This is a genomic window from Bordetella sp. 15P40C-2, from assembly GCF_009763235.1.
Taxonomy (GTDB): domain Bacteria; phylum Pseudomonadota; class Gammaproteobacteria; order Burkholderiales; family Burkholderiaceae_B; genus Bordetella_A.
On sequence record NZ_WSJA01000001.1, the window covers coordinates 126,260 to 145,454 of the forward strand.

The 19,195-nt window shown below is 59.4% G+C and carries 17 protein-coding genes; 4 read left to right on the forward strand and 13 right to left on the reverse strand.

All coding sequences use genetic code 11. The annotated features are described in order from the left end of the window. Nucleotides 1–7: 7 nt before the first annotated feature. The 3 genes from GOQ25_RS00615 to motA are packed head-to-tail and all read right to left on the reverse strand — an operon-like array spanning nucleotide 8 to nucleotide 3,881. Nucleotides 8–2,020, reverse strand: a complete 2,013-nt coding sequence (locus tag GOQ25_RS00615; protein WP_236844429.1) for a chemotaxis protein CheW — start codon at nucleotides 2,018–2,020, stop codon at nucleotides 8–10. Further along, the gene (gene motB, locus GOQ25_RS00620) at nucleotides 2,017–3,006 is read right to left on the reverse strand and encodes a flagellar motor protein MotB (protein ID WP_236844430.1); all 990 of its coding nucleotides are present in this window, start codon (nucleotides 3,004–3,006) and stop codon (nucleotides 2,017–2,019) included. The genes GOQ25_RS00615 and motB overlap by 4 nt, the downstream gene beginning before the upstream one ends. Before the next feature lie 5 nt (nucleotides 3,007–3,011). Beyond that, on the reverse strand, nucleotides 3,012–3,881 hold the full coding sequence (gene motA / locus GOQ25_RS00625) for a flagellar motor stator protein MotA (RefSeq protein ID WP_160348498.1): 870 nt from the start codon (nucleotides 3,879–3,881) through the stop codon (nucleotides 3,012–3,014). 318 nt (nucleotides 3,882–4,199) lie between these two features. Between motA and GOQ25_RS00630 the strand changes: the two genes are divergently transcribed. Beyond that, entirely contained in the window at nucleotides 4,200–5,120 is a 921-nt protein-coding gene (locus tag GOQ25_RS00630; RefSeq protein WP_160348499.1) for an ankyrin repeat domain-containing protein, read from the forward strand. Nucleotides 5,121–5,259: 139 nt separating this feature from the next. Here the strand turns inward: GOQ25_RS00630 and GOQ25_RS00635 are convergent, their stop codons facing one another. From GOQ25_RS00635 to flhD, 3 genes are all read right to left on the reverse strand, one after another. Further along, nucleotides 5,260–6,843, reverse strand: coding sequence for a PAS domain-containing methyl-accepting chemotaxis protein (locus GOQ25_RS00635; protein ID WP_160348500.1), 1,584 nt, complete (start codon nucleotides 6,841–6,843; stop codon nucleotides 5,260–5,262). Nucleotides 6,844–7,034: 191 nt separating this feature from the next. Further along, complete coding sequence (gene flhC / locus GOQ25_RS00640) at nucleotides 7,035–7,667, reverse strand: flagellar transcriptional regulator FlhC (protein ID WP_160348501.1); 633 nt, start codon at nucleotides 7,665–7,667, stop codon at nucleotides 7,035–7,037. Nucleotides 7,668–7,677: 10 nt separating this feature from the next. Next, on the reverse strand, nucleotides 7,678–8,022 hold the full coding sequence (gene flhD, locus GOQ25_RS00645; protein ID WP_160348502.1) for a flagellar transcriptional regulator FlhD: 345 nt from the start codon (nucleotides 8,020–8,022) through the stop codon (nucleotides 7,678–7,680). A 424-nt stretch (nucleotides 8,023–8,446) separates the two neighbouring features. Between flhD and GOQ25_RS00650 the strand changes: the two genes are divergently transcribed. Continuing rightward, nucleotides 8,447–8,896 (forward strand): hypothetical protein, encoded by a 450-nt coding sequence (locus tag GOQ25_RS00650; protein ID WP_160348503.1) that lies wholly within the window; start codon nucleotides 8,447–8,449, stop codon nucleotides 8,894–8,896. A gap of 146 nt (nucleotides 8,897–9,042) precedes the next feature. Here the strand turns inward: GOQ25_RS00650 and gabT are convergent, their stop codons facing one another. Beyond that, nucleotides 9,043–10,353 (reverse strand): 4-aminobutyrate--2-oxoglutarate transaminase, encoded by a 1,311-nt coding sequence (gene gabT / locus GOQ25_RS00655; protein ID WP_370519845.1) that lies wholly within the window; start codon nucleotides 10,351–10,353, stop codon nucleotides 9,043–9,045. A gap of 93 nt (nucleotides 10,354–10,446) precedes the next feature. Between gabT and GOQ25_RS00660 the strand changes: the two genes are divergently transcribed. Then, nucleotides 10,447–11,937 (forward strand): PLP-dependent aminotransferase family protein, encoded by a 1,491-nt coding sequence (locus GOQ25_RS00660; RefSeq protein ID WP_160348504.1) that lies wholly within the window; start codon nucleotides 10,447–10,449, stop codon nucleotides 11,935–11,937. Nucleotides 11,938–12,103: 166 nt separating this feature from the next. On the opposite strand, the gene GOQ25_RS00665 is transcribed toward GOQ25_RS00660, so the two are convergent. Genes GOQ25_RS00665 through GOQ25_RS00675 form a run of 3 tightly spaced genes read right to left on the reverse strand, consistent with a single transcriptional unit; the run spans nucleotide 12,104 to nucleotide 14,793 of the window. Next, nucleotides 12,104–13,078 carry a tripartite tricarboxylate transporter substrate binding protein gene (locus GOQ25_RS00665; protein ID WP_160348505.1) on the reverse strand — a complete coding sequence of 325 codons (975 nt, stop codon included), beginning with the start codon at nucleotides 13,076–13,078 and terminating at the stop codon, nucleotides 12,104–12,106. 35 nt (nucleotides 13,079–13,113) lie between these two features. Next, nucleotides 13,114–13,977 carry an amidohydrolase family protein gene (locus GOQ25_RS00670; RefSeq protein WP_160348506.1) on the reverse strand — a complete coding sequence of 288 codons (864 nt, stop codon included), beginning with the start codon at nucleotides 13,975–13,977 and terminating at the stop codon, nucleotides 13,114–13,116. A gap of 21 nt (nucleotides 13,978–13,998) precedes the next feature. Further along, nucleotides 13,999–14,793 (reverse strand): class II aldolase/adducin family protein, encoded by a 795-nt coding sequence (locus GOQ25_RS00675; RefSeq protein ID WP_370519846.1) that lies wholly within the window; start codon nucleotides 14,791–14,793, stop codon nucleotides 13,999–14,001. A 48-nt stretch (nucleotides 14,794–14,841) separates the two neighbouring features. On the opposite strand from GOQ25_RS00675, the gene gcvA reads away from it, so the two are divergent. Further along, the gene (gcvA, locus tag GOQ25_RS00680) at nucleotides 14,842–15,750 is read left to right on the forward strand and encodes a transcriptional regulator GcvA (protein WP_160348507.1); all 909 of its coding nucleotides are present in this window, start codon (nucleotides 14,842–14,844) and stop codon (nucleotides 15,748–15,750) included. Here the strand turns inward: gcvA and GOQ25_RS00685 are convergent. From GOQ25_RS00685 to GOQ25_RS00695, 3 genes are all read right to left on the reverse strand, one after another. Next, the gene (locus GOQ25_RS00685) at nucleotides 15,719–16,711 is read right to left on the reverse strand and encodes a Bug family tripartite tricarboxylate transporter substrate binding protein (RefSeq protein ID WP_370519847.1); all 993 of its coding nucleotides are present in this window, start codon (nucleotides 16,709–16,711) and stop codon (nucleotides 15,719–15,721) included. The two genes, gcvA and GOQ25_RS00685, sit on opposite strands and share 32 nt — an antisense overlap. Next, nucleotides 16,708–17,004: a DUF3303 domain-containing protein gene (locus tag GOQ25_RS00690; protein WP_160348508.1), complete on the reverse strand. Its 297-nt coding sequence runs from the start codon at nucleotides 17,002–17,004 to the stop codon at nucleotides 16,708–16,710. Before GOQ25_RS00690 ends, GOQ25_RS00685 begins: the two co-directional genes overlap by 4 nt. A 192-nt stretch (nucleotides 17,005–17,196) precedes the next feature. Continuing rightward, on the reverse strand, nucleotides 17,197–19,158 hold the full coding sequence (locus GOQ25_RS00695) for a methyl-accepting chemotaxis protein (protein WP_160348509.1): 1,962 nt from the start codon (nucleotides 19,156–19,158) through the stop codon (nucleotides 17,197–17,199). Nucleotides 19,159–19,195 lie beyond the last annotated feature (37 nt).

Consider the following 19,195-nt stretch of genomic DNA (forward strand, 5'->3'; position numbering starts at 1 on the left):
ATTCTTATCAGCATCCCGCTTGAAATGAGTCGATGAGCGTTGCCGGGTCGAGAATCAGCGCGACGCTGCCATCCCCGAGGATGGTTGCGCCCGAGGCGCCCGCCACCCGCTCATAATGCGTTTCCAGGCTCTTGACCACGACCTGGTGTTGTCCCAACAATTGATCAACGGCCAGGGCGTAGCGCTGCTGGCCGACCTGCACCACGATGAGGATGCTTTGCTCCAGCTCCGGAGTCGCGTCCTTGATGTCAAACAATGTGGCCAGTTTCAGAATCGGCAAATGCTCGCCGCGCAAGTGCAGCACATGGGCGTCTTTACCCAGGCAATGGACTTGCTCGGGTTGCGGCTGCAAGCATTCGACGATGTGATTCAAGGGCATCACGAAGCGTTCCTCGCCCACCTGAATCGACATGCCATCCATGATGGCCAACGTCAGGGGTAGCGAAATGCGGAATGTCGTCCCCACATCGGGCGTCGACGAAATCTCGATTTGCCCGCCGATTTCCTGGATATTGCGTCGCACGACGTCCATCCCGACGCCACGGCCAGATACATCCGTTACGATCTCGGCCGTCGAGAAGCCCGGCGCGAAGACTAGCTGAAAGACCTCGTTGTTGGTCATCGAGTTCGAAACGGGCATGCCGCGTTCGACGGCCTTGGCCAGGATTTTTTCGCGGTTCATGCCGGCGCCGTCGTCGGCCACCTCGACCACGATGCGTCCGCCTTCGTGATAGGCGCGCACATCAATCCGGCCCACGGGATTCTTGCCTTTGGCTTCGCGCACCTCGGGCGTCTCGACGCCGTGGTCCAGGCTGTTGCGGATCAAGTGGGTCAGAGGATCGATGAGCTTTTCGATCAGCCCCTTATCCAGCTCGGTCGCGCCACCCGCGGTGTGCAACTCGATGCGCTTGCCAAGCTTGGCCGACGTCTCGCGCACCACGCGCGGATAACGGCCAAACGCGTACTCCATCGGCACCATACGCAACGCCATGATGGACTCTTGCAGCGTGCGCAGGGCGCTCGACATATGTTCAATGCCTTGCAGCAACGACGCGTGCTTGATGGGATCGAGCTGTTGGCAGCCTTGTATCAGAATGGCCTGGTCGATCACGACCTCACCAACCAAATTCACCAGGTGGTCCACCCGCTGCGTGGCCACGCGTATCGTACTGTTGTCCTTTTGCGGCACCGCCTTCGCTCGCGCGGGTGCGGGTGGCTCGGAGGCGACTTTGACAGGCGCTTCCTGGCTTTCGCTGGGTGCTACGGGCGCCGGCTCCGGGCTTGGCGCCGGCGCGGCAGGCTGCGGCGCCGCTTCAGCTTGCGCTGCCTGCTCCTGAATTTGAACTTGCTCGTCATTTATCACGAACGCGCAGATCGATCGTATCGTGTCCGCGTCCAGATCGGTGCTCAGCGCATGAACGAAGGTGCCGGGCTCGCCCGGCCGCTCGGCCAGTTCGCCCATCATTTCGAGTTCGCCCAAAAGCAACTGGTGGTCGGACTCGGACACACCAGAGAAGGTCAGGACGAGCACGCGTTTGCCAGATGACGGCGGCGGCGTATCGTCAACGTGTTCGACGGCCATATCCACCGGCGCTGCCGGCGTGTCCGCGCGCGGCGCCTCCAGGCTCGATCCAGTTAGCAGGCGATCCAACGCGTCCAGCAGCGCATTGGCCGAATCGGCTTCGGGCGTGCTGCCGCCTCGGTAGGCGGCCACCTGGTCAAAAAGAATATCTTTGCCACGCAGAAAGACATCGACCGCCTCCTGGGTCAGCGGCAGCCGATGGTTGCGGACCTCGTCGAGCACGTTCTCCAACCGGTGCGTGGTCTGCACCAGCAGGTCGAATGTGCCAAACGTCGCCGCCCCGCCTTTTATCGAATGCGCGGCGCGGAAGATTGCATTGAGCGACTCAACGTCCGGATCGGCGAGATCCAGATCGAGAAGCACCCGCTCCATATCCTGAAGCAGCTCTTCCGCCTCATCAAAGAACGTTCCATAAAAATCAGCGAGATCCATGCTCATCGGGACACCTTCTTGACATCTTCACTGCCAGCCGCCTTCTGGGCGGGTGCGCTCTCGGCCGGCGCGGCCGGCTCGCTGACCGCCTCCGGTTTCGCGGTATCTGTGGGAACTGGCGGCGTTGGGGGGGTGACGTGCCGGCTGCCATAGGTCGCTTTCAGCGCGTCTTCCGTGCGTTTATTCAGCACCACGATACTGATGCGTCGATTGGCTGGCTCATACGGATCGGCCGAGGCACCCATCGTGGCACTCAGGCCCATGACGCGCCGCACCTTGTTCTCCGCGATACCGCCGGCAACTAGCGTCCTGCGCGCTGCGTTGGCGCGGTCGGCCGACAACTCCCAATTGCTATACGCGCGTTCGCCGGAGGCATACTGCGTCGCATCGGTATGGCCGGCAATCGACAAGCCGTTAGGCATCATGTTCAACGTCGGCGACAGTTCTCGCAAAATGACGTCCATATCGGGATTCATCTGTGCGCTACCGGTGGCGAACATCGGCCGGTTTTGTCCATCGACGATCTGAATGCGCAGGCCTTCGGGCGTCATATCCAACACCAGCTGCGGCCGGAATTCTTTTAGCCTTGGATTGGTCGCGATCAGCGTTTCCAGGCGTTGACGCAAATCCTCCAGCTGCGCGGTCTCGCGCAGCTCCGCGTCGGAATTCGGCACGACCCTCGGCAAGGGCGTGGGACGCTCGGGTTCCGCTGCGCGATTCGGGATAGGCGTGGGACTCCCTCCCGGAATCACGTTGCGGTTGCTCCCAGAGTTCGGGTCACCCTTGATGGCCGACATCAGCGGCTGGCGGAAATATTCCGCCACCTCGCTCAGCTCCGATTTGGGCACCAGCGACAGCAGCCACATCACGAGGAAAAACGCCATCATGGCCGTCATGAAGTCGGCGTAGGCGATTTTCCAGCTGCCCCCATGGTGTTCTTCGTGGTGCCGTCTGGTGCGACGGATCACGATTCGATGTTGTTGCCCGGCCATGGGAATTATCCGTTAGAGCCAGACTTCGTCGCCCGAACCTGGGTCTCGAGTTCGACAAATGACGGACGGACGATCGAATACAGCACCTTGCGGCCAAACTCGACGGCGACCTGCGGCGGGTAGCCATTCAGATAGGCGAGCAGCGTCACCTTCACGCACTCCAGCGCCTTGACCGCCTCGCTCGCGCGCCGCTCCATCGTATCGGCCAACGGAAAAACGATAGCGTAGGCGCACAGAATGCCTAGAAACGTGCCCACCATGGCTTTAGAAATCAAATCGGCGAGAACGAAGGCCTCTTGATCGACCGCCGCCAATGCCTTGATCACTCCAAGCACGGCCGCCACGATACCGAACGCCGGCATCGCGTCGCCCACCGCGCGCAGGGTTTTCACTGGCACATTCGTTTCATGACGGAACGTCTCCAATTCCTCGTCCATCAGGGCTTCGATTTCGATGGCACTCATATTGCCCGATACCATCAGGCGCAAATAGTCGACCACGAAGTCCATGACTTTCTGGTCTCTAAGGACCTGCGGGTATTTTTGGAATATCGGGCTTTGCTCGGGATTCTCGATATCGCCCTCGAGCTTCATCAGCCCTTCGCGCTTGGCCTTGTTCAATAAGGTATACAGACAGGCCATCACATCCATGTACAAGGCCTTGTCGTACGGCAAACGGCGAAATACCTTGGGCAAATCGCGCGCCATCAGCGTGAGCGAGCGTTTGTTATTACCCGCGATAAACGCCCCAAACGCGGCGCCGCCGATCAACACCAATTCCAACGGCTGGTACAGTGCTCCCAGGTGGCCCCCCATGCCAACGTATGCGCCGAACACGCATCCGATCGCAATCAAATATCCCAGACCCAATAACACTGACTAGCCCCTAGAACGAATAAGGTTGTGGAGGCATATATGATGAGCCCGGCCGGTGCGTCAGAAAGCGCAGGACTATCGCCTAAAACGGCGGTTATTCCTCCTTTCAGAAGCCGTGGGTGTGAACTGCCCACCCGGCGGGGGTTTAGGGCGTGTTCTTCGCGCATCGAGCGCGATTCAGCCATGACAATGGAATCGTCCTCCGATAGCCAAAATCCAAGTCCTGCGGAACGCCTGCCACGGCTACGTTACTAAGCGACTGGCCGCCAATCCTGCTCGACAGGATCGACCCCGTATATATTCGCACAGGAACTAGCAATGCAATTTTCTTTAAATACAGACTACGCCATCCCGCCCGCAGCTCCACAGGGGGCAAAGGCGCAGGCATACGAGACTCATGGTGAACTGGTAGAGGCCATTCGGAACGCGGACGCAGAGTCGTTCGTCAAAACGCTCACTTCATGCAACCGACAGGTCCAAAAGGAGCTGGGGAAACTCACGCCACTGTTACCCATCCTTGCCGAGACCGAGCTTGGTGCGGATTCAGCCAAGAAAATGACCTCAGCGCTGCTGAAGGTTTTCCCGGAAGCACTAAAAGCTGACGCTTCGGGAACCACACCGCTACATATTGCTGCGTCCAAAGGCCTGCCACATAACGTCGAAGCGCTATTAGACGCCGGTGCGGATGTGACCGCCACCGACCATCAGGGTTGGTCGGCCCTGTTCTGGGCGGTATGGTCCGGCGTAATGGAGGTCGTCGAGATGATCTTGCAGAAACTGGGCATCACCGAGGAGCGCGTAAGCGCGCAGCCAGAATCCTCCGTGCCCTATATCGATCAGCGGGACTCTCTGGGCAGAACCGCTTACATGCTCGCGGCACGGAATCAAGACCAAAGGACGGCAACAATCCTGCGCCGTTTCGGCGCGGACATCAACGCCCGAGATAATAAAGGTGACACGGCACTCCACGCGGCGTGTTTCTACCGACCCGACCCGACTGTCATTCAATGGCTCCTGCAGCACGGAGCAGATCCGAATTCGCCCAACGACGGCGGTATTACACCCCTGTTCTCGGCGAGCGCGACCTATCAGTTCGAAGCCATCGAGATGCTATTGAAGGCGGGTGGCAGGCCAGAGATTCAAGCCAACTTTGGTAAAAGCGCAGAGTGCTTCACACTTGCTAATTCGGAAAATGGGAAACACCTAACTCGTCTATTCAAGCAATACCGCAAAAATTAGCAATCGATGAATACAGCCACATCCCCCGCGCGAATGCGCAACGTTTAACTAGCCACCTCATGCCTGGCGCACCGTGTCTCTGTACGGTGCGCATCAGAGCACTGCCCTCTTTCTTGCGTCCATCCCCGAATTTAAGGACTCACGCGGCTGATTTAGTATTAAACACCGCCACCGCATCCCGCATCGTCTGCGACTCACGGCTGATATCGTCCGCGCTACGAATCAGGTCCTGCACGAGGCCCGCATTCTGATGCGTCACGCTGTCGAGCTGATTCACGGCCACATTGATTTGCTCCAGGCCCTTGGTCTGCTCGGCCGATGCGGTGGAGATTTCATTCATTAGCGTGCCGACACGGCTGACCGCTTCGACGATTTCGTTCATGGTCTTGCCGGCACGCTCGGCTTGTTGTGCGCCCAATTCCACGCCGGCCACCGACGTATCGATCAAGGTCTTGATTTCCTTGGCGGCCTCGGAGGTTTTCTGCGCCAGACTGCGCACCTCGCCGGCGACGACGGCAAAGCCTTTGCCCTTCTCGCCCGCGCGCGCGGCCTCGACCGCTGCGTTCAGCGCAAGAATATTGGTCTGAAACGCGATACCGTCGATCAACGACACGATTTCCGAGATCTTGCGTGAGCTGCTTTGGATGCTACGCATCGTCTGCACCACCTCACCCACAACCGCCCCACCGGTACTGGCAATCTCCATGCTTTCGCTGGACAGTCGGTTGGCATTGGCCGCGTTATCGGCGTTCTGCTTGACTGTCATGGTCAGCTCTTCAAGACTGGCGGCCGTCTCTTGCAACGAAGCGGCCTGCTGCTCTGTCCGACTGGCCAAGTCCTGACTGCTCTCTTTCAGGTGCTCCGTGGTCACCGCGTTGGACTGGATGCGCTCGGTCACTTCCGACGTGATGCCGCTCAAGCTCTTGCGCATCGTATCGAGATAGAAAAAGAGCTGCTTTAATTCTGCTTCGGCTTGTTGCGGCACGGTGATGATCAGATTGCCGCCCGTAATCTGGCCTGCCAGGCGCTCAGCCTCGCCCAGCGGCCGAGTAATCCGTTGGCACAGTCGCAGATTCGATGCCAACACCAGCGCGACCGTTGCGGCATAGCCCACCCACAGCCAGGTTCGTCCGGTCTCCGTGAATTGCGAGCTCGCCAGGTACGTCGGAATGGCCGCCATCGCAAGCGTAAACGCGCTGGAACGCAAAAGCGCGGCGCGTATACCTGTGCTAAATACCATCCCAGCCCGGTTCACCAGTTTGCGCCAGCCCGCCGGGACACGTTGCCCGTGCTTGACCGTATAGCCGCCCCAGTCGTTCCGGTTGATCCCATCGTAAAACTGTTCCGCGCCGCGGATAGCCTCGGCTGTGGCACGCACCCGCACGGAGGCGTAGCCCACGCAAGTGTCCTGTTCCAGGATGGGCAACACCGTGGCCAACACCCAATAGAATCCGCCATCCTTGCGGCGGTTCTTCACCACGCCGACCCAGGGCTTGAAGGCTTGCAGGGTTTCCCACATCTCCTTGAAAACCGGCTCGGGCATATCGGGATGCCTCACGATATTGTGGGGTTTACCCAGCAGCTCATGCGCCTCGAATCCACTCACTTTGACGAACTCAGGATTGCAGAACGTGATGCGCCCTTTCAGGTCCGTCTTTGAGATCAGATACTGATCTTCCTTCAACTGCGTTTCAACGTTTGTAACTGGTAAGTTCTTACGCATGTCTGTCCCGGTTCAACTAGGGTCGCACGATACTATCGAAGCGCTGGGTCTTCTAAATTGATGAAAAGCAGCCTCTTTTGGTGCCTGTTCTTCGTATTGTTTTGGCTGCACGACACTCGTAAGCTATGCTGGAGTGCGCACATGAAGAAGGGACAGCGTAAAGCTGTCCCTTTTGCGAAGGACGCGTCGCGCTATGCGGCAACGCTCACTGACTTGTCCGAAACGTTGATACGGGGAACCTTCATATCCGCAGCCCCCTCTTTTTTGATCAACATTCCAACAATTCTGGCAGGCGGTTTGCACACAGGACAAACAAACTGTTGCGCCAGGATATGAGTATGCGTCACGAACGCCGTCGCGCAATGAATGCAAGGCGTCATCTGCAGCATGTCGCTCTTGAAAAAGCGCAACAGCATCCACGCCCGTGTAAAGCTCAGTACCGGCTCGTCGCCGTGCCCGGCTTCTTCGTGCTCGAGATAAAGTCTGTAAGCCTTGATCAAGGCCATAATTCCATTGGCCGGTGTATGCCTGACGAGATATTCGTAGATGCTATAGAAAATCGACGAATGGACGTTGTTGCGCCAGGAAGTAAACCAGTCCACGGAAAAAGGCAGCATCCCCTTGGGTGGCGAACAGCCATGGATTTCCCGGTACAGGCGGGAGAGTCGGTCATAACTCAGGCTCGTCTCGTGTTCGAGCACCTGCAAGCGTGCCCCAAGCGCAATCATTGTGCTCGCCAGCGCAATGTCGTCGCCCTCTTGCAGCACGCTCTTCTGCGCCGAAGGCTTGCCGTCCTTTTGGGACTTCGTCGTCTGCTTTGCCATGTCTGTTGCCTTATACCGTGACCGACTGCAGAGGCATAGTGGGAGCTTGTGTCAACGCCATCGTCATGCGGGCTTGTTGTAAGGCCCCGTTCATGCCCGACTTGGACAACGCGGAGAGCAAGGAGGCGTCGTTGAGCCTGAAGCCACACAACAATGCGGTCGTGGATGCCAGCGCCACCACCTGCTGCAGTGACAGTTGCAAGACGATTCGACCCGTTTCTTCACTCAAGCCGGTGCGGAACAAACCGGTGGCAAAGTCTTCTCGCAGCAGGCGTTGGGCCAATATCAGATAGTTCAAATTGACATCACGGATTTCGCTTAGCGCCGTGTCGTCGCAGCCGGAGTGGTGTGCCATTTACGTACAAATGTTATTGACAGTTACAACTTAGGATCAAGCTTTCCCTGTCGGGTGAAATACAGAAACGCAATGTTAAATACTATCTCACATTATTGGAGATAAAGCATCAGTTTTTTGGGAATATCGAAATATTTTAATTGGCGGTGGGATATTATCGAGTGCCCTTGCCTCGTCGTTCACCTGCCGGGAACGGCATTGACGTGGGCGCACCGAAACCAATTGCAACCCCCGGCAACTATCCGTTGGCATACTATGCCCAGAAATCATGGGTAACATTGATAAACATCAAATAGCGGTTAATCAAACCCGCTATCGTTGCGATTGGGACAGTTACGAGCGTCCGACAGGGTGTCTTCGCATCTCTAGTGTTCTCAGAGTGCGATCCCTGACCACACAACACTAAGAACGCATAGGCAAGCACTTGAGTAACTTTGCTGAGCCCTCCAAGGAATGGCCCGACGAACTGACCTTCTTCATCAGAGGGCATCACCCGCAGAAAGCTCGCGATGCGCTGACCTTTGTGGTTCGCGCCGCATGCGCGCTGGACGCGAGAACCGCGCTCGAGGCAAGGGGCTATTGCTGCGATCATCTGACACCCGTGACCGCCCCGCGAGAAGAGGGCTTTCGCGTGCGCCAGGATGGCACGGTACTGCTGGCTGCTTCGGGTCGACACGCCACGTTGCGCCTGTATGGCCCATTTAACGACGAGGTCGACGCCATGCGATGGGCGACCATTCACGGAAGCGCTTCGCGCGACGATGAAACGGTGTACATGCCGATTGACCCGGATTTCTGCTTTCGCGTCGCCCGGGTCGACGGTGTGCCGGTGATTTTGGAGTTTCCACCGGATTTCTTCTCAACGCCGCTCTAGCCACGCATATCCTCAGCATGCTCAAATCGGGCTAACCGGCGTGCATCGCTCAACCACGTCGTGTGATGTGGATCCATAGCGCAAAAGCCTCACCGTGACCCCGTTACAGGGTCACGGTGAGGCTTCTTGGTTCTAGCGCTTTGAGATTAAGCTTGCAGCGCGTCAGCGATGATCTTCATCGCTTTGTCGAACTGTGCGTCCGGCGTGGTCAGCGGATACAGCAGACGGATCACGTTGCCGTACATGCCGCAAGAGATCAGCAGCAGGTTCTGCTCCAGCGCACGCTTTTGCACTTCCGTGACCTTGGCAGCGTCCGGCTGACCGGTAGCCGGATCGCGGAACTCGATGGCCAGCATGGAACCGAGACCACGCACGTCGGCCATCGCGGGCACTTTGGCCTTTAACGACTCCAGATGCGCGCGCATGCGCTCGCCCAGTTGGGCCGACCGTTCGACCAGGCCTTCGCTTTCAATCACGTCCAACACCGCATTCGCGGCGGCAACCGCCAGCGGGTTCGCAGCGTAGGTGCCGCCCAGGCCGCCCGGGGCCGGTGCATCCATGATCGAGGCACGGCCACATACCGCGGACAACGGCGTGCCGCCACCCAGGCCCTTGGCCATCGTCATCAGGTCGGGCTCGACGCCAAAGTGTTCCATGGCGAACATGCGGCCCGTGCGGGCGAAGCCGGTCTGAATTTCATCGGCGATAAACACAATGCCGTGCTCGTCGCAGACTTTGCGCAAGCCTTGCATCAGTTCCTTGGAAGCCGGATTAAAGCCGCCCTCGCCTTGCACGGGCTCGACAATGATCGCCGCGACACGCTTGGGATCCACGTCGTTTTTGAACAGCTGCGTCAGCGCTTCCAGGGAATCTTCAGCGGTCACGCCATTGACGGGCGTGGGGAACGGCACGTGGAAGATTTCGGACGGGAACGGACCGAAACCGACCTTGTAAGGAACGACCTTGCCGGTCAAGGCCAAGCCCATCAGCGTACGGCCGTGGAAGGCGCCGCCAAAGGCGATTACGGCAGAACGACCGGTATGGGCGCGCGAGATCTTGATCGCGTTCTCGACGGCCTCGGCACCGGTGGTGAAGAAAACGGTCTTGGTGGCTTCTTTGATCGGCACCAGGGCGTTCAGACGTTCGGCCAGCACAACCGGGCCTTCGTAAGGAACAATCTGGAACGCGGTGTGCGTGTAACGCTCGAGCTGCTCGGCAACGGCAGCCACGACTTTCGGATGGCGGTGGCCGGTGTTCAACACGGCGATGCCGGCCGCGAAATCGATATATTCCTTGCCTTCAACGTCCCAGAGGGTGGCGTTTTCGGCGCGGTCAGCATGAAAATCGCACATCACGCCCAACCCACGGGGCATGGCATCAAGGCGGCGCTGTTTGAGGTCGAGGTTCTTGGACATTTCGAATTGACGACTATCAATAGAGGGAAAGGGGTAATGCATTCTCGCGCCCATTGGCACCATCGGTAAGAGCCACTTTTGGTAATTCGATGGGTCCAATTACACTACGGTCTTTTGGACGGACGGAGCGAGACGATGCGTTCGATTTGTGCTGACCTGCTTCTGCAACGCTTTGACCTCGATGCCGCGCAACCCCGCAATCGGCAGCTCTACGCTTGCCTGCGTGCCGCGATTCTGGACGGCAGCCTCACGCCCATGTCGCGCCTGCCCTCGTCGCGCGATCTTGCGCAGGAGCTGGGCGTCTCGCGCAATACCGTGATTCATGCGTATGACCAGTTATTGGCCGAGGGATATGTGCATTCCCGGGTCGGCAGCGGCACGTTTGTCTCGGCGACCGCGCCAGACCGCTTTTTGAATATCGACGGCGCGGATAATCGCGCTGCGGCGGACACGACGACCACGCCGCTGTCGCGCCGTGCCACTCGCCTGATCGAACGCGCCCAGGCCGCGCCTAAGCAATGGGGCGCCTTCATGCCGGGGGTGCCAGATGTCACGGCGTTTCCTCACCGGCAGTATGCGCGCATACTCGCCAAACTTTGGCGCACGCCCTCGCCCGAACTGCTGACCTATGCCTCGGGCGGCGGTCGGCCGGAGCTACGGCAAGCGCTCGCCGCGCACCTGCGCATCGCGCGCTCCATTCGTTGCGATCCCGAACAGATCCTGATCACGGAAGGCGTGCATCAGGCCATCGACTTGACCGTAAAGATGCTGGTCGATCCTAGGCAAAGCGTATGGGTGGAGGACCCCGGCTATTGGGGCTTTCGCAGCGTGTTGGGCATGGAGCAAGGCATACGCGTGGTGGCCGTGCCGGTCGACGCTCAGGGGCTATGTATTCCGGATCGTCCTGGACGCCCTCGCCTGATTTTCGTCACGCCATCGCATCAGTATCCGCTGGGATCTGTCATGTCCATGGCACGCCGTCAGGAGCTTATCGCGTTCGCGCGGGCTAATGGGGCGTGGATCGTGGAGGACGATTACGACAGCGAGTTTCGTTTCGGCGGGCATCCCATTCCGGCGATGCAGGGGATGGATGCGGCCACGCCCGTGATCTACGTAGGCACTTTCAGCAAGACCCTTTATCCGGGGTTACGTATGGGGTACATGGTGGTGCCGCGCGGATTGGCGAAAGCGTTTCACACCGCCCAGGCGGATCTCTACCGCGAAGGGCATGCATTGACGCAGCTTGCGCTGGCGCAGCTCATCGCCGACGGTCACTATGCCAGCCATATTCGCCGCATGCGGCTGCTGTATGCGCGACGGCGTTCTTTCTTGGTGGGCTTAATCGAAAAGCATCTGGGCGCGGAATTCTTGCACTCGCAGGATAGCAACGCCGGTCTGCATGTGGTGTTGCGATTGCCGGATCATGTGGATGACGTTGCGCTACAGCAGACCTTGGCACAACGCGGCATATTGGTGCGCGCCTTGTCGCGCTACTACGTGCGAGCCAAGCCGCAACGGGGGCTGCTGCTGGGCTACGCGGGGGTGCCTGAGTCGCATATCACTGCGGCGTTTGGAGAGCTGTTGTCGGTGTTGCGTGCTAGTGGGATCGGGGTATCGCAACGATGATTTAACGGTCTCGTATATAGGATTGGATTTAGGTAGCGCAATATGGGCTTGTCGGTCCCACCGCGCTTCACGGAAAGCCGTCGTGAAAGTTGCTTGATTCACGGCATCAGCGCGCGCGGGCTCGGTCTGTCGGGATGAGGCGCATAGGCCCGCGCGCATCGATATCTTAATTGGTCGACGCCACAGGGCCGGCAATCCCGCGATACTTCTTCTGAGACTCCGCCAGGTACTGGCCGAACTCCGCAGGCGTGGCGCTGACTTTCACCTCTATGCCCTGCGCCCCAAGCTGTTCGCGAAGCGCGGGCTGGGCCAATACCTTGGCGATCGCGCCGTGGAGCTTGTCCACGACCTCTGCGGGGGTTCCCGCTGGCGCCAGGATGGCGTTGAACGTCACGTCTTCGTAACCGGGCAAACCCGATTCAGCGATGGTCGGCACATCGGGCAATAGCACCGAGCGCGTCTGCGTCGTCACGGCGATCGGCTTGAGTTTATTGGACTTGATATAGGGCGCTGACGTGCTTACCTGATCGAACATGGTCATCACCTGGCCGCCGACCAAGTCGGTTAAAGCCTGAGCATTGCCCTTATATGCGACGCCCAACATCTCGATGTTAGCCTGCCTGCTAAAGAGCTCCGCCGCGATGTAGCCCGTAGAGCCAACGCCCGATGACCCGAAGGAGATCTTGCCAGGGTTTGCGCGCGCATCCTCGATCAGCGCGGTGACTGTATTCTGGGGCAGCGACGGATGTGCCACCAGCACCATCGGAATTTGACAGGTCTGCGTAATGGGCGCGAAGTCTTTCAACGGGTCATAGCCCGCCTCGGGAACAAAAGCAGGCGCCGACACAAAGGTATTGGCGACCGCCAGCAGCGTGTATCCGTCGGGCGCGGCCCGTGCGACTTCGCGCGTACCGATCAAGCCACTCGCGCCGGCTTTGTTCTCGACAATGACAGATTGGCCCAACTCCTGCCCGAGGCCCTTGGAAATCAGACGGGCCACCATATCCACCGTGCCGCCGGGCGCAAGCGGAACCACAATGCGTATCGGTTTGTCGGGATAGGCGGCGAGCGCGGAGGTCAGTGGTGTGAGGAAGCTTAAGCCCAATATGGCCATTGAAGCGAGAGTCAGGCGGCGGATCATTGTGTGTCTCCTGGATGAATCTTATTAGCTGTGATCTAGAACCCGTAAAGGCGGGCGGGATTATCGACGAGAATCTTCCGCGCGATTTCGGGGCTACCGGCCCATTCCAGACAGCGTAGCAACGCCCGCCCATCGTCTTCTTGCCGAAACGGCGTCGGTCGATCGACGCTGAGCGCTACCCCCGCAGCCGATCCGGGATGCGGCCAGTCCGTCCCCCACAACATGCGCTCAGGGTTGGCCGCAATCAGCGCGCGCGCAATAGGCGCCGCATCCAGGTAATCCGGCTCTTGCGATATCCGATAGGGCGCCGACAACTTCACATAGACGCGCCCGTCTGCTACTGCATTGAGCAGATCGGCGAGCCCGGGCTGCTCCACCCCAAGCGACGCCCGGGCACGGCCGAAATGATCGACAACCAGCATCGTAGGCAGATCGGCAAGACTATCGGCCAGGGCCGAGAAAGTCGCCAGATTGGTATAGGTCTGCACATGCCACCCCAACGGTGCGACTCTTTGCGCTGCGCGGTGCAGTTTGCCGCGCGCTATCTCCGGATCGTGCTCGCCCGCTGTTTCGAGATTGACTCGAACGCCACGCACGCCCGCAGTATGCAGCTGGTGTAGTTCTTCGTCCGTGACGGCTTCGTCGACCACCGCCACGCCGCGTCCGTTCTCGCCTAGCGCGTGTAGCGCGTCGATCAAAGACCGGTTATCGGTGCCATAAGGACTAGGATGGACAATGACGGTTCGGCTCACGCCTATGCTACCGTGCAGCGCCTGTAGCTCGGCTAACGATGCGTCCGGTGGCGTATAGGTGCGCGCGGGGTCATAGGGATAACGCGTAACAGGCCCGAATACATGCACATGACAATCGCATGCGCCGGGCGGGACAGTAAGGGTCATGGCGATCTCGTCCTGTATTGATCAGCTCGCGTAAGAGGGATAGCCACCCGGCTCGGCGTCCAGTAAGCGCAGCATGGCATGCCATTCCAGCTCTCCATACGGGCGTCGCGTTCCCGGCTGATAAAGGTGCGCCGAGCGTTCCAGGATGGCGGAGTCGGGGATAAGGACCTGCTCGCCCCCGCCGCTCATCGCATCAACTTGGGTACGGCAAGCCATTTCCAGCTGGTACATCAGGTTGAATGCTTGAGCCACCGAAGCGCCGCAAACCAGCAGGCCGTGATTGCGCAGGATCATGGCGTTATGCTGGCCAAGATCGCGCACGAGGCGCTCCTGTTCGCTTAGATCGATGGCGGGGCCTTCGAACTCGTGATAACCGATGTGCCCATGAAAACGCGACGCCGTCTGCGTGATAGGCAGTAAGCCATCGCGCATCGCCGATACGGCCATGCCGGCACGCGTATGGGTATGGATCACGCAGTGCACGTCCGGTCGGGCGCGATGGATACATCCGTGAATCACATAGCCCGACTTGTTGATGCCGTAATCCGTGTCGGGTTTACGGCAAATATTGCCCTCGTAGTCGATCTCGACGAGACTCGAGGCGGTGATCTCCTTGTACAGCAGGCCATACAGATTAATCAGCAGGCGATTGGGCTTACCGGGAATTTGGGCCGTAATGTGGTTGTAGATCATATCGGTCATGCCATAACGGTCCATGAGCCGATAGCAGGCGGCGAGGTCTTTGCGCGCCTGCCATTCTTGCGGATCCACTTCGCCTTCGAGCGATGGAAATTGGGTGCTATATCTGGCGTTCACTACTTACTCCTACTGAAGCACAATGAATAACTAAACTCGTTGATACGCATGAACCCTCAATTACCCCCGTTAAACCCTCTGCGCGTATTTGAAAGCGCCGCGCGACATTTGAGCTTTACGCGTGCCGCCCAGGAACTGCATATCACCCAAGGCGCCGTCAGCCACCAGATTCGCGCGTTGGAGCGCTGGCTGGGGTTCGATCTGTTCGAGCGCCAGGCGCGCCAGTTGAAACTCACTCGCGGCGGCGAGATGTACGCGGCCTCGCTGACTGTTGCGTTTAGCCAGATCGTGCGCGCCACCCAGGATCTCGTCTCGACGGGCGCCAAGCAGGTGCTGACCGTGCGCGGCCATACGACCTTGTTCGTGCGCTGGCTGATTCCGTTGTTGCCCGCGTTCCAGTCCGACCATCCCGATATCAACGTCCGCCTGACAGCCAGCGTCGAGGGCGTGGACTTCAATCGCGATGACGCGGACGTCGGCATCGTGTATGGCGACGGACCTTGGGAAAACGTGCATAGCGATCTCCTGTTCAGCGATGAGCTGACACCCGTGATGGCGCCCGAGCTGGCCATGCGCCTGCCGCGCCCCTGTACAACCGAGGCGCTTCTCGCATTGCCGCTCCTGCATTCGAATCGACGGCCGCAGCATTGGGCGGACTGGATTGCCCTGGCCGGTGCGACGCGGGGGTTGGCGGTCGGAGACATGTATTACGAAGACCTGAGCGTGATTTACCAATGTGCGATGGAAGGGTTGGGCGTCGCGTTGGGCCAACTGCGCTATCTGGAAAAAGACATCCAGCAAGGCCGGCTGGTGGCGCCTCATCCGTTGGTCCTGCGACGCACTCGGGGGTATCATCTCGTCTGCCCACAAGCGCGGGCGGACGATGGCAAGATCGTATGCTTTCGCAACTGGCTTCTCGCACGCGCTACTGTGCCTGTATCTGTTGCTCCTGGATGATCTTGCCCCACTTGGCGCGCTCATCCTGAATGAGCGTTTCGAACGCCGCTGGCGTCATTCCTGCCGGCGTCGCCCCCATATCGGCCAACCGCTGGCGGACCTCGGGGTCCTGCAATACGCCGTTGACCGCTGCATTCAACGCGTCGATACGCTCGGCCGGTGTGCCGCGCGGCGCGACCAGACCGAACCAGTTCGTAAAGTTGTAGCCCGGCACGCCAGCCTCTGACAGGGTCGGCACATCGGGCAATAGCGGTGAACGCTGGCGCCCCAATACCGCCAAGGGCCGCAGTTTGCCGGCCTTGATATGCGGCAAGGACTGCACGAGACTGTCGAACGTGACGTTGACTTGCCCGCCGATCAGGTCGGTAAAGCCTGGGCCGCTGCCTTTATAGGGGATATGGGTCAGCTTGACCCCCGCCATCTCATTGAACAGCTCGCCGGCCAAATGCGGGGCCCCACCGACGCCCGAAGAAGAAAAAGTAATCTCATCGGGCTTTTTCTTGGCCAGCTCGATCAGATCTTCAACGTTCTTGACAGGAAGTTTGGGGTTGGCGACCAATGCAAACTGGACATCCACAACGTTGGAAATAGGAGCGAAGTCTGCCGAAGGATCAACCCCCATCTTGTAGAGGTGCGGATTGATCGACAAATTGCCCAATGTGGCCATGAAAATCGTATAACCATCGGGCGCGGCACGCGCGGCCGCTTCCGTGCCGATCACACCGCCGGCGCCACCGCGGTTGTCCACGATGACCTGCTGACCCCAGCGCGCCGTCAGCTTTTCGGCCATGAGACGCGCCACAATATCGGTCCCGCCACCGGCGGGAAAGGCCACGATCATACGCACGGGCTTATCGGGAAAAACGGCTGCGCCAAAGCTGGGGGCCATGCAGGATGCCCCCATGACGGCAAGCGCCAGGCGCGCCGCCACGGTCAAGCAGTTGCGACGCCCGGCGTTCACGGCAGCTCCTCCGCTTGAACGGCGAGGTAAGCCTTCGCCGAATCTTCATCGAGCAGGGGAAAAACGTCGAAATGCGCCGGAATGATGTCGGCCCACTCGTTCATATACCGATGCAGCGTCGCGTTGGAATCCACGTCGAACAAAGCGACAGCCCCGCGGCCGGCGCGGGCATACACGAACTTGGATTGCCCGGAATCCAGCAGCGGCCGCATCCAATCCCAGTAGCGGCTACGCGCGTCGATGAGCGTGGTGGGGCGTTCGGGACGCGGGGTGCTGATGACGAGAAAAAGCATGTTGTCTCCTACCGTTTGTGTCCCGAAATGGTAGGTAAAACACGCGCATCAATACAGCGACGATATTTCACATAGGCATTAGTTTTTGTAATGCATAAAGGCCTCGTGCGGGACAACCCGACGAGGCCTTGGCAAGCGAAACGTTCAAACGTTGTACAGGAGACCCGACAGCGCCCGAACCAACAACGCCTATTACAGCTTAAACACCGACACCGCCTCGGCCAGCGCCTTGGCCTGTTCTTCCAGCGAGGCCGCCGCGGCGGCGGATTCCTCGACCAGTGCCGCGTTCTGCTGGGTGACCTGATCCATTTGAGACACCGCCATGTTGACCTGGTCAATGCCCGCGGATTGCTGCTCGGTCGCCGAGGAGATTTCGCCCATGATGATCGCCACTTGATGCGCGGCTTGGACCACCTCGCGGATGGTTTTTTGCGTGACTTCGACTTGCTCCGCACCCGTCGATATCTTCACCAACGAAGCATCGATCAACGCCTTGATTTCCTTGGCGGCCACGGCACTGCGCTGGGCGAGCGCGCGAACTTCGGCCGCAACCACCGCAAAGCCTCGGCCTTGCTCGCCGGAGCGTGCCGCTTCGACCGCGGCATTAAGCGCGAGAATGTTGGTCTGGAAGGCGATGCTGTCGATCACGTTAACGATTTCGCCAATCCGACCCGAGCTTGCCGAAATATCTTGCATGGTTCCCACCACGTCACCGACAAACTTGCCACCTTGCTCGGCCTTGGACGAGGCGTTATGTGCCATGTCGTTGGCTTGACGGGCGTTTTCCGCGTTCTGGCGCACCGTGCTGGCGAGCTCCTGCATGCTCGCGGCGGTTTCCGCCAGCGAAGCTGCCTGTTCTTCGGTACGGCTGGACAAATCGGTGTTGCCAGACAGGATCTCGCTGGCGCCCACATTGATTTCATCCACGCTGTGATGGACTGTCGTCACCGCCTTGGCCAGATTGTCGCGTGTTTGCACAGCGCTCGAGAGCAGCTTGTGAACTTCATTGTCGGAGTTGGCGGGGGCCGGCGGGATATCAACCCTCAGATCACCCTCGCCGAGGCGCTCCAGGGCATTGACGACACCGCGCACGGGTCGCAGAGTCTGACGCAACAGCAAGCCCACCACGCCGACGATGGCAAGGGTGCCAATCAACATCAACAGCCCTTGGATCAGGGTGCTACGGCGACTGGCGGCCAGAAATTCATCCACCGGGCCCGAGCTATACAGCATCCAGTTCCAGTGCGGAATGTTCGACCAGGACAAATAGCTATTACCCCGGTCATTGCCCAGATCGACTTCCATAAATCCAGACCGGCTGCGCTCGAGTTTATCCAGGAGCTCGGTGACTTCCGGGGTCGCTTCAGTACCCGCCCGGATACCCCCCACATAAGTCCATTTTCTGGTCTTCGTGTTGCGCTCCAGCACGCCGATGGAGCCGTATTCGCCTACCTTGGCGCTGCTCAAAAAGGAAAGTAGTCCGCGAACATCGTCGTCCACGTCCACACGGACCGTCAGTCCGCCATAGGTCTCTCCCTTTGCGTCCTTCAAGGGCATGATTGTCATGGCGTACCACCGTCCGGAGCGCTGCACCAGGCCAGCCTGCCTCTCACCTGCCTCAAGCGCCTTTACCGCGAGGTCCTGTGGGTTCAACTTGCTACCGATTGCCGAGCGCCCCTGATCGTCCATGAGCAAGGTCGCTGCCCTAACCCAGGAGGAGCCATCGCGCACGATGATAGACGTATCGGCGCCAGTGAGGCGGTTCAGCTGATTTTGGACGGTGATATCGTCATTGAGGGTGTTGCCGTCTGGGTCGATGAGCCGGGGAACCAAGCCTGCCTGGCCCGTCTCGACACGACTGCCGTCTAATATCGGCACGCCGCCTAGCGCGTCGATATACGCGGGCAACAACGTGTCGGCGCGGCTCATGGCGCTTCTGTACATCAGTTGAAGGCTTTCTTCGATGAGCGTCATTGTGGCCGCCATTTCGCGTTGAACTGACTCCGCCGCGGCGCGGTGACTGTTTACCGTCATTACCCCACCGAGAATGGCCATGACGGTGACGGTGACGGCGCTCGTCACCACCCCCATTTTGAAAGACAGGCTTTTTCGGGACCACCAGCCTGCTTCTCTGGTACTAGATGAATGTTTCATAGTATCTGCTGGCCCCTTCCCAGCAGTCTGCTCGGGG

Bases quoted from the DNA above. Each gene is read 5' to 3' on its own strand.
- GOQ25_RS00690 (WP_160348508.1), bottom strand. From the start codon at position 17,004: ATGCTTTTTCTCGTCATCAGCACCCCGCGTCCCGAACGCCCCACCACG.
- gcvA (WP_160348507.1), top strand. From the start codon at position 14,842: ATGAACCCTCAATTACCCCCGTTAAACCCTCTGCGCGTATTTGAAAGC.
- GOQ25_RS00695 (WP_160348509.1), bottom strand. From the start codon at position 19,158: ATGAAACATTCATCTAGTACCAGAGAAGCAGGCTGGTGGTCCCGAAAA.
- flhD (WP_160348502.1), bottom strand. From the start codon at position 8,022: ATGGCACACCACTCCGGCTGCGACGACACGGCGCTAAGCGAAATCCGT.
- flhC (WP_160348501.1), bottom strand. From the start codon at position 7,667: ATGGCAAAGCAGACGACGAAGTCCCAAAAGGACGGCAAGCCTTCGGCG.
- GOQ25_RS00670 (WP_160348506.1), bottom strand. From the start codon at position 13,977: ATGACCCTTACTGTCCCGCCCGGCGCATGCGATTGTCATGTGCATGTA.
- GOQ25_RS00630 (WP_160348499.1), top strand. From the start codon at position 4,200: ATGCAATTTTCTTTAAATACAGACTACGCCATCCCGCCCGCAGCTCCA.
- GOQ25_RS00665 (WP_160348505.1), bottom strand. From the start codon at position 13,078: ATGATCCGCCGCCTGACTCTCGCTTCAATGGCCATATTGGGCTTAAGC.
- GOQ25_RS00635 (WP_160348500.1), bottom strand. From the start codon at position 6,843: ATGCGTAAGAACTTACCAGTTACAAACGTTGAAACGCAGTTGAAGGAA.
- gabT (WP_370519845.1), bottom strand. From the start codon at position 10,353: ATGCATTACCCCTTTCCCTCTATTGATAGTCGTCAATTCGAAATGTCC.
- GOQ25_RS00660 (WP_160348504.1), top strand. From the start codon at position 10,447: ATGCGTTCGATTTGTGCTGACCTGCTTCTGCAACGCTTTGACCTCGAT.
- motB (WP_236844430.1), bottom strand. From the start codon at position 3,006: ATGGCCGGGCAACAACATCGAATCGTGATCCGTCGCACCAGACGGCAC.
- GOQ25_RS00615 (WP_236844429.1), bottom strand. From the start codon at position 2,020: ATGAGCATGGATCTCGCTGATTTTTATGGAACGTTCTTTGATGAGGCG.